14 protein-coding genes and 4 tRNA genes are annotated in these 12,566 nt (G+C 62.1%); 16 read left to right on the forward strand and 2 right to left on the reverse strand.

Annotation, left to right across the window (positions count from 1 at the left end; genetic code table 11):
• Positions 1 to 48 precede the first annotated feature (48 nt).
• The 4 genes from menD to MTX36_RS10685 are packed head-to-tail and all read left to right on the forward strand — an operon-like array spanning position 49 to position 4,041.
• Entirely contained in the window at positions 49 to 1,662 is a 1,614-nt protein-coding gene (gene menD, locus MTX36_RS10670) for a 2-succinyl-5-enolpyruvyl-6-hydroxy-3-cyclohexene-1-carboxylic-acid synthase (protein WP_243619733.1), read from the forward strand.
• On the forward strand, positions 1,659 to 2,102 hold the full coding sequence (locus MTX36_RS10675) for a DUF3592 domain-containing protein (RefSeq protein ID WP_243619734.1): 444 nt from the start codon (positions 1,659 to 1,661) through the stop codon (positions 2,100 to 2,102). The genes menD and MTX36_RS10675 overlap by 4 nt, the downstream gene beginning before the upstream one ends.
• Before the next feature lie 57 nt (positions 2,103 to 2,159).
• A complete protein-coding gene (locus MTX36_RS10680) occupies positions 2,160 to 3,305 on the forward strand; it encodes a glycosyltransferase family 1 protein (protein WP_243619735.1) in 1,146 nt (381 codons plus the stop codon).
• A 37-nt stretch (positions 3,306 to 3,342) separates the two neighbouring features.
• Positions 3,343 to 4,041, forward strand: a complete 699-nt coding sequence (locus MTX36_RS10685) for a demethylmenaquinone methyltransferase (protein WP_308198215.1) — start codon at positions 3,343 to 3,345, stop codon at positions 4,039 to 4,041.
• Here MTX36_RS10685 and MTX36_RS10690 read toward each other — a convergent pair whose 3' ends face one another.
• Positions 4,042 to 5,304, reverse strand: coding sequence for a geranylgeranyl reductase family protein (locus MTX36_RS10690; RefSeq protein WP_243619827.1), 1,263 nt, complete (start codon positions 5,302 to 5,304; stop codon positions 4,042 to 4,044).
• A gap of 104 nt (positions 5,305 to 5,408) precedes the next feature.
• Here MTX36_RS10690 and MTX36_RS10695 point away from each other — a divergent pair, with 104 nt between their 5' ends.
• Together MTX36_RS10695 and htpX are read left to right on the forward strand one after the other, a co-directional pair.
• Positions 5,409 to 6,458, forward strand: coding sequence for a polyprenyl synthetase family protein (locus tag MTX36_RS10695; protein ID WP_243619828.1), 1,050 nt, complete (start codon positions 5,409 to 5,411; stop codon positions 6,456 to 6,458).
• Between the two features lie 127 nt (positions 6,459 to 6,585).
• Positions 6,586 to 7,449, forward strand: a complete 864-nt coding sequence (gene htpX / locus MTX36_RS10700) for a zinc metalloprotease HtpX (RefSeq protein WP_308198216.1) — start codon at positions 6,586 to 6,588, stop codon at positions 7,447 to 7,449.
• A 97-nt stretch (positions 7,450 to 7,546) separates the two neighbouring features.
• Here htpX and MTX36_RS10705 read toward each other — a convergent pair whose 3' ends face one another.
• Positions 7,547 to 8,038 carry a YajQ family cyclic di-GMP-binding protein gene (locus MTX36_RS10705; RefSeq protein ID WP_243619736.1) on the reverse strand — a complete coding sequence of 164 codons (492 nt, stop codon included), beginning with the start codon at positions 8,036 to 8,038 and terminating at the stop codon, positions 7,547 to 7,549.
• 223 nt (positions 8,039 to 8,261) lie between these two features.
• On the opposite strand from MTX36_RS10705, the gene MTX36_RS10710 reads away from it, so the two are divergent.
• The 10 genes from MTX36_RS10710 to rplK all read left to right on the forward strand — a co-directional run bounded on the left by MTX36_RS10710 (position 8,262) and on the right by rplK (position 12,524).
• Positions 8,262 to 8,344, forward strand: a tRNA-Tyr gene (locus tag MTX36_RS10710).
• A gap of 479 nt (positions 8,345 to 8,823) precedes the next feature.
• Positions 8,824 to 8,896, forward strand: a tRNA-Thr gene (locus MTX36_RS10715).
• Positions 8,897 to 8,940: 44 nt separating this feature from the next.
• Positions 8,941 to 9,013, forward strand: a tRNA-Met gene (locus MTX36_RS10720).
• Positions 9,014 to 9,074: 61 nt separating this feature from the next.
• Complete coding sequence (gene rpmG, locus MTX36_RS10725; RefSeq protein WP_243619737.1) at positions 9,075 to 9,242, forward strand: 50S ribosomal protein L33; 168 nt, start codon at positions 9,075 to 9,077, stop codon at positions 9,240 to 9,242.
• 156 nt (positions 9,243 to 9,398) lie between these two features.
• Positions 9,399 to 9,884 (forward strand): (3R)-hydroxyacyl-ACP dehydratase subunit HadA, encoded by a 486-nt coding sequence (gene hadA / locus MTX36_RS10730; protein WP_243619830.1) that lies wholly within the window; start codon positions 9,399 to 9,401, stop codon positions 9,882 to 9,884.
• Positions 9,871 to 10,296, forward strand: a complete 426-nt coding sequence (hadB, locus tag MTX36_RS10735; protein ID WP_094271794.1) for a (3R)-hydroxyacyl-ACP dehydratase subunit HadB — start codon at positions 9,871 to 9,873, stop codon at positions 10,294 to 10,296. Before hadA ends, hadB begins: the two co-directional genes overlap by 14 nt.
• Positions 10,297 to 10,480: 184 nt before the next feature.
• A tRNA-Trp gene (locus MTX36_RS10740) sits at positions 10,481 to 10,553 on the forward strand.
• 31 nt (positions 10,554 to 10,584) lie between these two features.
• Positions 10,585 to 11,076, forward strand: a complete 492-nt coding sequence (gene secE, locus MTX36_RS10745; protein ID WP_243619738.1) for a preprotein translocase subunit SecE — start codon at positions 10,585 to 10,587, stop codon at positions 11,074 to 11,076.
• An 88-nt stretch (positions 11,077 to 11,164) separates the two neighbouring features.
• The gene (gene nusG / locus MTX36_RS10750; RefSeq protein WP_094271796.1) at positions 11,165 to 12,028 is read left to right on the forward strand and encodes a transcription termination/antitermination protein NusG; all 864 of its coding nucleotides are present in this window, start codon (positions 11,165 to 11,167) and stop codon (positions 12,026 to 12,028) included.
• 61 nt (positions 12,029 to 12,089) lie between these two features.
• Positions 12,090 to 12,524 (forward strand): 50S ribosomal protein L11, encoded by a 435-nt coding sequence (gene rplK, locus MTX36_RS10755; RefSeq protein WP_243619739.1) that lies wholly within the window; start codon positions 12,090 to 12,092, stop codon positions 12,522 to 12,524.
• Positions 12,525 to 12,566 lie beyond the last annotated feature (42 nt).

A 12,566-nucleotide genomic window follows, 5' to 3' on the forward strand; every position in this document is an offset into this window, starting at 1 on the left:
TCGTGCCCCCTCAGACGCGCACGCTCCCACATCTGACACTCTTGAAGCGTGAATCCGTCCACAGCACAAGCCACAGCCGTCGTCGACGAACTGGTCCGTGGTGGCGTGCGTGAAGTCGTGCTCTGTCCAGGCTCTCGCAACGCACCTCTTGCATTTGCTCTGCAGGCCGCAGACCTCGAGGGACGGCTGCGTCTGCATATGCGGATCGACGAGCGGACGGCAGGCTTCCTGGCGCTCGGCTTGGCGATTGCCGGTAAGCGTCCGGTACCCATCGTGATGACCTCCGGTACGGCTGTTGCAAACCTCGGACCGGCGGTGCTCGAAGCGAACTACGCTCGCGTCCCCTTAGTGGTCCTGAGCGCCAATCGGCCGTACGAAATGCTCGGAACCGGAGCCAACCAAACCGTCGAGCAGCTCGGCCTGTTCGGCAGCCAGGTGCGCGCAACAATCAGTCTCGGTTTGGCAGAGGACGATTCGACACAGAACAGCCAGTGGCGCTCGGCAGTGTGCCGAGTCCTCGCTGCTGCGCGTGGTACCCGCTCCGGCAATGCCGGACCCGTCCACTTCGACATACCGCTGCGCGAGCCACTGGTCCCGGATGTTCACCGGCAGGGCCCCGTTCCGGAAGGCCGCCCGGGCGGAGCAGCCTGGACTACCACGCAGAACGCGACGCTCGACGTTCCTGTCGACCTGGATCTCACCGCCGATACCGTGGTCATCTCCGGACACGGAAGCGCACTGCGCCCGGAACTTGCAGGATTGCCGACCGTCGCCGAACCCACTGCGCCGATGCACGGAATCCCTCTCCATCCGCTCGCGCTGTCCCAGCTCAAGCCGAGGCAGGCCATCATCACCGGTCGCCCCACCCTGCACCGTCAGGTATCCAAAGTTCTGGCGGATCCCAGCGTCGACGTGTACGCGCTGACCACCGGACCGCGCTGGCCCGACGTCTCCGGCAACGTGCTCGCGACCGGAACCAGAGCGGTTGTCAGCGGAACCCCCGACCCCGCGTGGATCAAACGGTGCATGTCGTTGACCGATCACGCCGACGCCGCTGTTCGTAAGCAACTCGACGCGCACCCCAAGCCCACGGGATTGCATGTTGCCGCAGCAGTGATGGGTGCGCTCACGGACGGTGACCAACTGTTGCTCGGCGCCTCCAACCCGGTTCGGGACGCAGCGCTCGTGAGTTACCCCAAGCCGACGGTTCGTGTCCTTTCCAACCGCGGTGTCGCCGGCATCGACGGCACAGTCTCCGCGGCCGTCGGAGCTGCACTGGCGTACGACGAGGGACGCACCGTCGCGCTCATGGGTGACCTCACGTTCCTCCACGATGCGTCCGGCCTCCTGATCGGGACGGGTGAGCCGAGGCCGCGGGACCTCACGATCGTGGTCGCGAACGACGACGGCGGCGGCATCTTCGAACTGCTCGAACAGGGCGATCCGCAGTACGCCGGTGTTTTCGAGCGGGTCTTCGGAACGCCTCACGGTATGGATTTGGCGGCACTGTGTGCGGCCTACCGGGTTCCGCATACAGCCGTGGGCGTCGACGGACTTGCGGCGGCGTTGGCGCAACCAGCCGGCGGTATCCGAGTTCTGGAAGTGCCGACCGACCGCAGTGGCCTGCGCGAGCTTCATGCATCCGTGCGAGCGCAGCTGTGACAGAAGCTGTTCTTCGTCGTTTACGCATCGGAATTCTGGTTGTGGCGATCGGTATCTCGGTTCTCGCGGTTGTACTAGTTCTCGGCGCTTGGCGCAACGACCGGACCATCGAAGCCGACAGGGGTACGGCAACTGCCGAGGTGCTCTCGGCCGGTTCGCTACGCTCCGCAATCAGCTTCGTCACCCCGGACGGTGCAAACCGAAACCCCCCATTGGGCGTCTTGTATCCCACCAATCTGACTGTGGGACAGCGTATCGAGGTCGAGTACGCGAAGAGTGACCCCGACCTGGTGCGAGTAGCCGGACGTAATGCTTCCGTCGCTCTGATCCCTGCCGGATCGGTCATCGTCGTGACGTGGCTGCTGGCCGGACCGATGATCTGGTACCTGCGCAAACGAGAAAGCGCGACCCGTCTTCCGAAGCCCGACACCTCGAGTTAGCTTGCACTTCACACGAACACGGCGTGGACTTTTCCCAGCCCTGTCACCGTAATCGGTGTGAGAGTAGCCATCGTTGCGGAGTCCTTCCTGCCCAACATGAACGGCGTCACCAACTCGGTACTGCGCGTGCTCGAACACCTCGATCGGGCGGGCCACGACGCCCTGGTCATCGCGCCCGACACCGTTGGATCAGAACCATCTGCGCCAACCGAACACGAAGGCGTGCAGGTTATTCGAGTGCCCGCCGTCATGGTTCCCAAAGTCAGTTCGCTGCCGGTCGGATTGCCGGGGCCACGGCTGGTTGCGGCGGTCCGTGACTTTGCGCCGGACGTCATGCACCTCGCGTCGCCCTTCCTGCTGGGAGCCGGGGGAGTGGGTATTGCCAAACGTGTCCAGGTGCCCACCGTCGCGGTCTACCAGACCGACGTCGCAGGCTTCGCCGAAAGCTACGGGCTCGGCATCGCCAGCCGCGCCGCGTGGGCGTGGACCCGGCAAATACACAAGAGCTGCAACCGGACCCTGGCACCGTCGACCGCGGCTGTCGATGCCCTCGCAGAACACGGCATTCCTCGCGTCCACAAGTGGGCCCGGGGCGTCGACGCCCAGAGGTTTGTACCGTCGCGGCTTAGCGCGGAACTGCGCCGGACCTGGATCGGCGACGCAGACCGGTTGGTCATCGGATTTGTCGGACGGTTGGCGCCGGAGAAGCACGTCGAACGACTGGCCGTGTTGGCCGGAGATCGAAGTCTGCAACTCGTTGTTGTCGGCGACGGGCCGGACCGAGACCGCTTGCGCACGTTGATGCCCAACGCGATTTTCACCGGGCAGCTCGGCGGTACTGCTCTGGCTGACGCCTATGCGAGCCTGGACGTGTTCGTCCATCCGGGCGAACACGAGACCTTCTGCCAAGCGGTGCAGGAAGCCCTCGCGAGCGGCGTGCCCGTCATCGGTCCTGATGCCGGTGGGCCACGGGATCTGATCTCGCATTGCCGCAACGGCTATGTGCTCCCGGTCGGCAGGTTCACCGACCTGCTTCCGGGCGCGGTCGACGCGTTGCGTCAGCAGGATCTGCGGGCGGCGTTCGGCTCGGCTGCCCGACGTTCGGTGTTGCATCGAACCTGGCCCGCCATCTGTGATGAACTGCTGCGTCACTACGACGATGTGGCGGGTCAGACGCGGCGCACGAGTGCCCGAGCAGCCTGAACACCTTCGCAACACGAAGGTTGGTAGCGTTTCCGGTGTGGCCACTACACACGGAACCCGGGCAACTCTCGACAAACAGCCGCGCGAAGTCGCGTCGATGTTCGATGACGTCGCGGAGCGATACGACCTCACCAACACCGTGCTGTCCTTCGGCCAGGACAAAGGGTGGCGCAAAGCGACCCGCGAGGCTCTGGACCTGAAGCCGGGCGAAAAGGTGCTCGACCTCGCGGCCGGCACCGGAGTCTCGACAGTCGAACTGGGACGATCGGGAGCATGGTGCGTCGCCACCGACTTCTCCAAGGGCATGCTGAAGGCCGGGCGCGCACGCAACGTGCCGATGGTGGCGGGCGACGCCATGAATCTTCCCTACGCCGACGACGTGTTCGACGCCGCGACCATTTCCTTCGGCCTTCGCAACGTTTCCGACTTCGAAGCCGGCCTGCGCGAGATCGCCCGCGTCACCAAGCCTGGCGGACGCCTCGTGGTCAGCGAGTTCTCGACCCCCGTGTTCAGCCCGTTCCGCACGATCTACATGGAATACCTGATGAAGGCACTTCCGCAGGTCGCGCGCGCCGTGAGCAGCAACCCGGACGCCTACGTCTACCTCGCCGAATCCATTCGGGCTTGGCCGACGCAGGAAGAATTGGCCCGCAAGATCGAGGCAGCCGGCTGGAAAAACGTCAAATGGCGCAACCTCACCGGCGGCGTCGTAGCGCTGCATTACGCAACGCAGTAGTCAGCCGAAGAGAGGTCGGGAGTCGAGCCTGCGGGACGCGGCTCCTGATGCCCGCCACGCCCGGGCTGTCAGATCAGCGTCGGCGTCGGTGACGAGGTTGCCCATCACCCGCACCGCGATGGTCATCAGGGCTCTCGAGCGCATCGCGATGGGTCCGGATGCCGGTAGGAACTGAGGGACGGTGAGCAGTCCGGCAAGGCGCCTCGCTACGGAGAATGCCTGCCCGTAGTGCTCACGCAGGACGTTCGGCCACAGCTCGGTCAGATCGTCGGCACCGAGGTGCTCGACTATCAACCGTCCGCCTTCGAGGCCGTAGTCGATACCCTCGCCGTTGAGTGGATTCACACAGGCTGCGGCATCGCCGATGATCGCCCAGTTGCGTCCGGCGATGTTCGAAACCGCACCGCCCATAGGAAGCAAAGCTGAAGCAACGGAATGGATTTCACTGTTCCAGGACCATTCGCTGCGACGCTGCTCCGTGTATAGATCCAGGAGCGGGCGGAGCGCTCCGGGGGCCGGTCGTTTGGCTGTCGCCAAGGTGCCGACGCCAATGTTCACCTCACCCGTCCCCAGCGGAAAGATCCAGCCGTAACCTGCTTGGATGGTGCCGGCGCCGTCGCGGAGTTCCAGATGCGACGTGATCCACGGGTCCGCGCTCCGGGGCGTTCCGACATACGCACGGGCCGCAACGCCGTACGCAGTGTCCCGATGCCACTCGCGACCCAGTTTCTTGCCGAGAGTCGAGCGAACGCCGTCGGCGACGATCAAGGTTCGGCACCGCAGAGTGCTGTTGCCCGACGGGCCTGACAGGACGACGCCGGTCACCCGATCGCCGTCGAGTTCGACGTCGACGGCCTTGGTGCCCTCGATCATCACTGCGCCCGATTCGATCGCGCACCGGCGGATCCGATCATCCATTTCGGTGCGGGGGACGGCGCTTCCGATCGACGGGAACGATGTCCCGGGCCATTCCAGTTCCAGTTCCTGACCGAAACCCGACAGGCGGAGTCCACGGTTGGTGGTATGTGATCTAACCCACTCGCCCAGGCCTAGTTGATCGAGCTCGGCGACGGCGCGCGGAGTGAGTCCATCACCACATGTCTTGTCTCTGGGGAACACGGCAGCGTCCACCAGAACGACGTCGCGGCCACTACGCGCAGCCCAGGCTGCGGCCGAAGAACCCGCTGGACCAGCGCCGATGACCACAATGTCGGTTTCGGTCGGCTGTGAATTCACGGCGGGGGACTGCTCTTCTCCGGACACACTCACATCTTCCCAGGCTCATGTTCACGACCGTGACGAGGCCGTGCGGTGGGCGAGGCGCTAGGTTCACTACCGTGGGAACCGAGCCGTCACTGACGACAGGAATGGGTACTGACATCGTGAGCACCGAAAAGACTGCTGCCGACGCAACAGCAGTGAGCACCGTCGTTGCAGGAATCGACCTGGGCAACGACGAGCTTGCTGCAGTAGTCCGTAGTGGACTCTCCGATGTCGAAGAATTGTTGGTCAGCGAGCTGTCCGACGGGGAGGACTTCCTCACCGAAGCCGCGCTGCATCTCGCGCGCGCCGGCGGGAAGCGTTTCCGTCCGATGTTCACGATCCTGACGGCACAGCTCGGACCTAACCCGACCGATCCGTCCATCATCACGGCAGCCACCGTCACCGAACTCGTGCACCTCGCGACGCTCTATCACGACGACGTCATGGACGAGGCGTCCATGCGACGAGGCGCTCCGAGTGCCAACGCACGCTGGGGTAACAGCGTCGCCATCCTGGCCGGTGACTACTTGTTCGCTCACGCCTCACGGTTGGTCTCGACTCTCGGCCCCGAAGCCGTCCGCATCATCGCCGAGACATTCGCGGAGCTGGTCACAGGCCAGATGCGTGAGACGATCGGTGCCCGCCAAGAACAAGATTCGATCGAGCACTACCTCAAGGTCGTGTGGGAGAAGACCGGTTCGCTGATCGCCGCCTCTGGTCGATTCGGTGGCACGTTCTCCGGTTCCGACGCTGCCCACATCGAACGACTCGAGCGTTTAGGTGACGCCGTCGGCGTTGCATTCCAGATCGCGGACGACATCATCGACATCTCCTCCGTCGCTGAGCAGTCGGGTAAAACGCCAGGTACAGACCTTCGTGAGGGTGTCCATACGCTCCCGGTGCTCTACGCATTCCAAGAGGACGGCGCTGACGCCGATCGCCTACGTGAACTGCTCGCCGGCCCCGTCACCGAGGACGCCGACGTTGAAGAAGCCCTCGCATTGCTCGATCGTTCACCCGGAATGGCAAAGGCAAAGGCAAAGTTGGGCGAATACGTGGTTGCAGCGAGGGCACAGCTCGCGGAGTTGCCGCAGGGTCCGGCAAACGAGGCACTCGTACGGCTCATCGACTACACCGTCGAACGAGTTGGCTGACGCATAGCGGATCGTCCTGTTGCCACGGGAACCTGCACACCACTGCCCTTCGTTGACTGAGCAGGTCGGTTGAAACACCGGTAGGTTTCGGCGAGCTCTGAGCTCGGACGGGTAAGAGGTGAGCGCTGTGCACGGCTACGCAAACGGAGCCAAGACTTTCGGGCTGTTGGTCGGCATGTCCGCCCTGATCGTGTTCATCGGATCGTTGTTCGGCAACTCGACCATCTTGTTGGGGTCGATCGTTTTTGCCGTGGGAATGAATGCCTACGTTTACTTCAACAGCGCCAAGCTGGCACTGCGCGCGATGCACGCTGTGCCCATCACCGAGGTCGAAGCGCCGGCGATCTATCGCATCGTGCGTGAACTGGCGACGACGGCACATCAGCCGATGCCGAGCCTCTACATCAGCCCCACAAACGCGCCCAACGCCTTCGCTACGGGCCGTAATCCGCGACATGCCGCTGTGTGCGTGACTAGTGGAATCATGGCTCTGTTGAACGAACGTGAGCTGCGGGCCGTACTCGGTCACGAACTGTCACACGTCTACAACCGGGACATTCTGATCTCGTCCGTGGCCGGCGCGATGGCCGCCGTGATTTCCGGTCTCGCCAACTTCGCGATGTACGCCAGCATGTTCGGCGGTCGGGGAAACGGGCAGGGATCCAACCCGATCGCGCTGCTACTCGTCGCGCTGCTCGGGCCGATAGCGGCAACGGTGGTCAAACTCGCGGTCTCCCGCTCACGGGAGTATCAGGCTGATCAATCGGGAGCTGAGCTCACGGGAGACCCGTTGGCGCTTGCTTCGGCATTGCGGAAGCTGGAAGCGGGCGTTGCAGCCGCCCCTTTGCCGCCGGAGCCGCAATTGGCGGCTCAGTCGCATCTCATGATCGCAAACCCGTTTCGGGCGGGGGAGAAGATGAGCAAGCTGTTCTCGACGCATCCGCCGATGGCCGATCGGATCGAGCGTCTGGAGAAGATGGCGGGAATGTAAGGGGCCTTCGGCGCTGTGCCGATGTCGGGACCCTGCGGCCCGACGTGCGCCTTTTTGGTAGTACGGACTACCAAAAAGGCGCACAGGGGCGCAGCGCCTACCTGTAGTTCACGAACTGCAGGGCGATTCCGAAGTCTTCACCGCGGAGGAGAGCCATGACGGTCTGGAGGTCGTCACGCTTCTTACTGCTCACGCGGAGCTCTTCACCCTGGATCTGTGCTTTGACGCCCTTCGGGCCCTCGTCGCGGATCTTTTTGGTGATCTTCTTGGCATTCTCGCTGGTGATGCCCTGGACCAATGTCCCGGACAGCTTGTAGATCTTTCCGGACTGGGCCGGCTCGCCGGCATCGAACGCCTTCAGCGAGATGTCACGGCGAATCAACTTTTCCTTGAACACCTCGAGTGCGGCCAGCAGACGCTCCTCGGTATCGGCGTTCAACGTGATCGTCTCTTCACCCGACCAATCGATTGACGCACCGGTGTTCCGGAAGTCGAAACGCGTGGTCAACTCCTTGGCAGCTTGATGCAAGGCGTTGTCTACCTCTTGACGGTCTACTTTGCTCACCACGTCGAAGGACGAATCAGCCACTTCACACTCCCGCTTCCCGGTAATTCACGAACATCGTGTTGCATCCACCTTCCATACCGGTGGATACGTCGACGGTATCGGTTCGGCACCGCCTGTTACCACCCGGTTTGCTAAATGGGGGTGGGTTCGTTGTATTCTTCTCACCGCACCAAGGAAGTCGTTCTTGGCCGCTGCGCATCGCGATACAATTGCGAGAGCATCGATCAGGACCCTGGTGCAGCATGGCAGATTGCCCGAGCGGCCAATGGGAGCGGACTGTAAATCCGTCGGCGTATGCCTACGTAGGTTCGAATCCTACATCTGCCACACACAGTCAGCCCCGATCTTCGAATCAGAAGATCGGGGCTGACTTATTTGTATCTGCAGGTTGGTTCGTGTCGACGGTCGGTCAATCGCGCCCTGCATCGGCGCTTGCTGCGTTGCACTCTCCTTATGCACTCTCTCGATGGGGCAGATGTCAGCCCGGGGACTCTCGACAGCTCCTGACGGGGCAGATGTCAGCCCGGGGACTCTCCGCGGTGGGGTTTGATCCCGGAACCGCTCGGTTTCCCGCTAGAAGGGCCTTTCGGCAGGAGTACGACCTTCCGGGGCGGAATCTTGGGTCCATCTGCGGTGTTCTGACGCCGTCCCAGTTCGCAGATAGGCCTCGCCATGCGCCCCAATCGGTGCAACAATGGGCTCCGGTACCAATTTTGCCGCGTTGACCAGCCGATTTGGTGCTGACGACTGTTTCTGTGTAATCTTTCGGAGGCTTCAAGAGAGCGGAAACGCACTCCAGAGGCCACGCCCCCTTAGCTCAGTCGGTAGAGCGTTTCCATGGTAAGGAAAAGGTCAACGGTTCGATTCCGTTAGGGGGCTCGCTGGATTGGGGTGCCGTGCTTACGCGCGACACTCGACACCGAGGCGGTGTAGCTCAGTTGGTAGAGCAAACGACTCATAATCGTTGCGTCGCCGGTTCAAGTCCGGTCACCGCTACACAATATGCATGATCCACCCTGATTGCTCGTAATCAGATACACCCGAAAGAAGGCATCCCGTGGCCTCCTCGACCGACGTTCGGCCCAAGATCACCTTGGCCTGCGAGGTATGCAAGCACCGTAACTACATCACCAAGAAGAATCGGCGTAACGACCCCGATCGCCTGGAGCTCAAGAAGTTCTGCGCCAACTGCGGAACCCACCAGTCGCATCGCGAGTCGAAGTAGCACAGTCCTTAACCGGACAGCGATTTTCGCGGTAAACCCTCTCCGGGCCTGCGTCTTCGGGTCCAAGCTAGAAGAGAGTTTTTCCGCGTGACAGATTTGCAAGTGAACGAGGCAGCGGCCGAGGTCCCTCTGGACCCGGCCGCTCATGCCGTCCAGATGGTTGGTCACCACTATCGTGTCGAAGACTTCTACGAGGTCGGGCGCGAGAAGGTGCGCGAGTTCGCTCGCGCTGTCCAGGACGCGCACCCCGCGCATTATGACGAAACCGCTGCTAAAGGCCTCGGATACGATGGCCTGATTGCCCCGGTGACGTTTGTTGCGATCGTGGGCAGTATCGCTCAGCGACGTCTGTTCGATGAAATCGTCACCGGCTACGACCTGAGTCAGATCCTCCATACCGACCAACGGGTTGTGCTGCATAAGCCAATTCAGGTTGGGGATCGACTCTTCTGCGACGTCTACCTGGATTCGTTCAGGCAGGCAGCCGGTAGCGACATCATCGTAACCAAGAACATCATCACTGATCAGAACGACGACAAGGTCGTCACGATGTGGACAACTCTGGTTGCCCGCACCGGTGGCGAGGTGGACGAGAATATCGCCCACGCAGTCAAGGACGTGATGATGCATGTCGCTTCGTAAATTTTCCGACGTGAGCGTCGGCGATCTCCTTCCGGAGAAGGCCGTCACGCTGACGCGTGGAAACCTCGCCAACTATTCTGGTGTCGCGGGTGATCCCAACCCGATTCACTTCAGTGACGAGGTTGCTCGACTTGCCGGCCTACCCGATGTGGTGGCGCACGGCATGCTCTCCATGGGCATCGGTGCCGGCTACGTCACCGAATGGCTGGGGGACCCGGGCGCTGTGACCGAGTACAATGTACGGTTCACTAGCCCGGTTATCGTGGCGGCTGACAAGGCTGCCGAGATCGAGTTCACCGGTAAGGTGAAGTCGATCGACGAGGAAAGTAAGACTGCAGTACTGGCAATTGTGGCGAAGTCCGAAGGCAAGAAAATCTTCGGTCGAGCCACTGCCACGGTCCGTCTGGCCTGATAGCCGGGTAGATTGTGTTTGTTCCGGGGCTTTGAAGTACACTGAGATTTCTGGGATTCCTCAGCGCTGCGCGCTGCCCTGAACGTCGCAAGATGTTCACCTTGGGTAGCGCGTGTGTTGTGTGATCGCAGAGCGGTTGATTGAAACAGCAGGCATGAAAATGTCGGCCGGAGACGTCAACCAAAGGGGCGTAGCTCAACTGGCAGAGCAGCGGTCTCCAAAACCGCAGGTTGCAGGTTCAAGTCCTGTCGCCCCTGCCCCCGGATGCCAGCGACTGAGAGGAACGACGTGAGCGAGGAGCGCGACAAGCGCGACGCCGACACATCGAACGCGGAGACTTTACAGTCTGCCGATTCGACCGGTGTTGACGACACTGCAGCTGACGCGGTCACGCGTTCCGATCTCTCGCTGGACAAGGACGGTGACCAAGAGTCACCTTCCACTTCGAGTGGGGTTTCCAACAAGCCGACCGGAAAGCGCGCTGCACGCGGCGCCTCGGTCAGCGCGTCCACCGTGAAGACTCCGGCCCGGACGGCATCGGCAAAGCCGATTGCACAGAACCCCGGCAAGAAGCCCAAGGCGAAGAAGGACAACCTCTTCAAGCGCCTTCGGAAGTTCTTCCGCGAGGTCATCGCAGAACTCCGCAAGGTCATCTGGCCGAACCGCAAGCAGATGGTCACCTACACCAGCGTCGTGCTGGCGTTCGTGGTCTTCATGGTCGCTTTCATCAGCGGCGTCGATATCGCTGTGATCAAGGGTGTCACCTGGCTGTTCGGCTGATCGCCGTACAACCGGGCGTCTTTGCCTGCGAGCGCGACACGACCCGACCCGACCCGGGTCCGAGTAACGAGAGGAAGCGAGTGCCCCAGTGAGCACCCCCGAGAACGACACGAATGAGGCCTTGGCCGAAGAGCGTGTTTCTGCCGAGGCGGCAGCCGAAGTAGACGTCGTGGTTGCCGAAGGCACCGATGCTGACAGTGCCGATGGCACCGAAGCCGACGCTGTCGAGACCGAAGATGCTGTCGAGACCGAAGCAACAGAAGACGTCATCTCCGAGGACGCCGAGAACTCCGACGAAGCTGCTCCCGAAGCAGACCTCGAGGTCGAGGATCCCGTTGCGGAATTGAAGGCTGCTCTGCGCCGCGCACCGGGCGACTGGTACGTCATTCACTCGTACGCAGGTTACGAGAACAAGGTCAAGACCAACCTCGAGACCCGCGTTCAGAACCTCGACGTCGGTGACTACATCTTCCAGGTGGAAGTTCCCACCGAAGAGGTCACCGAGATCAAGAACGGTCAGCGTAAGCAGGTCAACCGCAAGGTTTTGCCCGGCTACATCCTGGTCCGCATGGAACTCAACGACGAGTCGTGGGGCGCAGTGCGCAACACGCCGGGCGTCACCGGATTTGTCGGCGCCACGTCGCGCCCGTCTCCGTTGTCTCTCAACGACGTCGTAAAGTTTCTGCTTCCACAGCAGGAGCAGAAGAAGCAGCAGGCAGCAGCGGCTGCTGTCGCAGCAGGCGAGGCACCGTCCGAGTCCTTCGGCAAGCCCCTCATCGAGGTCGACTTCGAGATCGGCGAATCCGTCACAGTCATGGATGGTCCGTTCGCGACTCTGCCGGCCAGCATCAGCGAGGTCAACGGCGAGCAGCAGAAGCTCAAGGTTCTCGTATCGATCTTCGGTCGTGAAACCCCGGTTGAACTCAACTTCAACCAGGTCGCGAAGATCTGACCCCCACACTTGCACTGTAAGACGCAAGACACACACCCAAGCTAGAAACTAGGAACTAGAGATGCCCCCAAAGAAGAAGAAGCTCGCCGGGCTCATCAAGCTGCAGATCCCCGCAGGTCAGGCTAACCCTGCACCTCCCGTGGGTCCCGCGCTCGGTCAGCATGGCGTGAACATCATGGAGTTCTGCAAGGCCTACAACGCGGCGACTGAGTCCCAGCGCGGCAACATTGTGCCTGTCGAGATCTCGGTCTACGAAGACCGGACCTTCGATTTCAAGCTGAAGACTCCTCCCGCATCGCGTCTGCTGCTCAAGGCTGCCGGCGTGGCAAAGGGCTCCGGCGAGCCGCACAAGACCAAGGTCGCCACGGTGACCATGGATCAGGTGCGCGAAATCGCAAAGACCAAGGCTGAAGACCTCAATGCCAATGACATCGAGCAGGCCGCGAAGATCATCGCCGGCACCGCTCGTTCCATGGGCATCACGGTCCAGGGCTAACAGCTCTCCGCTCCACAGCATCGCGTGGGAGGGCCGGCCAGG

Origin of the sequence: Rhodococcus sp. ARC_M6 (genome assembly GCF_022810305.1) — a bacterium.
In the GTDB taxonomy this organism is placed as follows: Bacteria; Actinomycetota; Actinomycetes; order Mycobacteriales; family Mycobacteriaceae; genus Rhodococcus_F.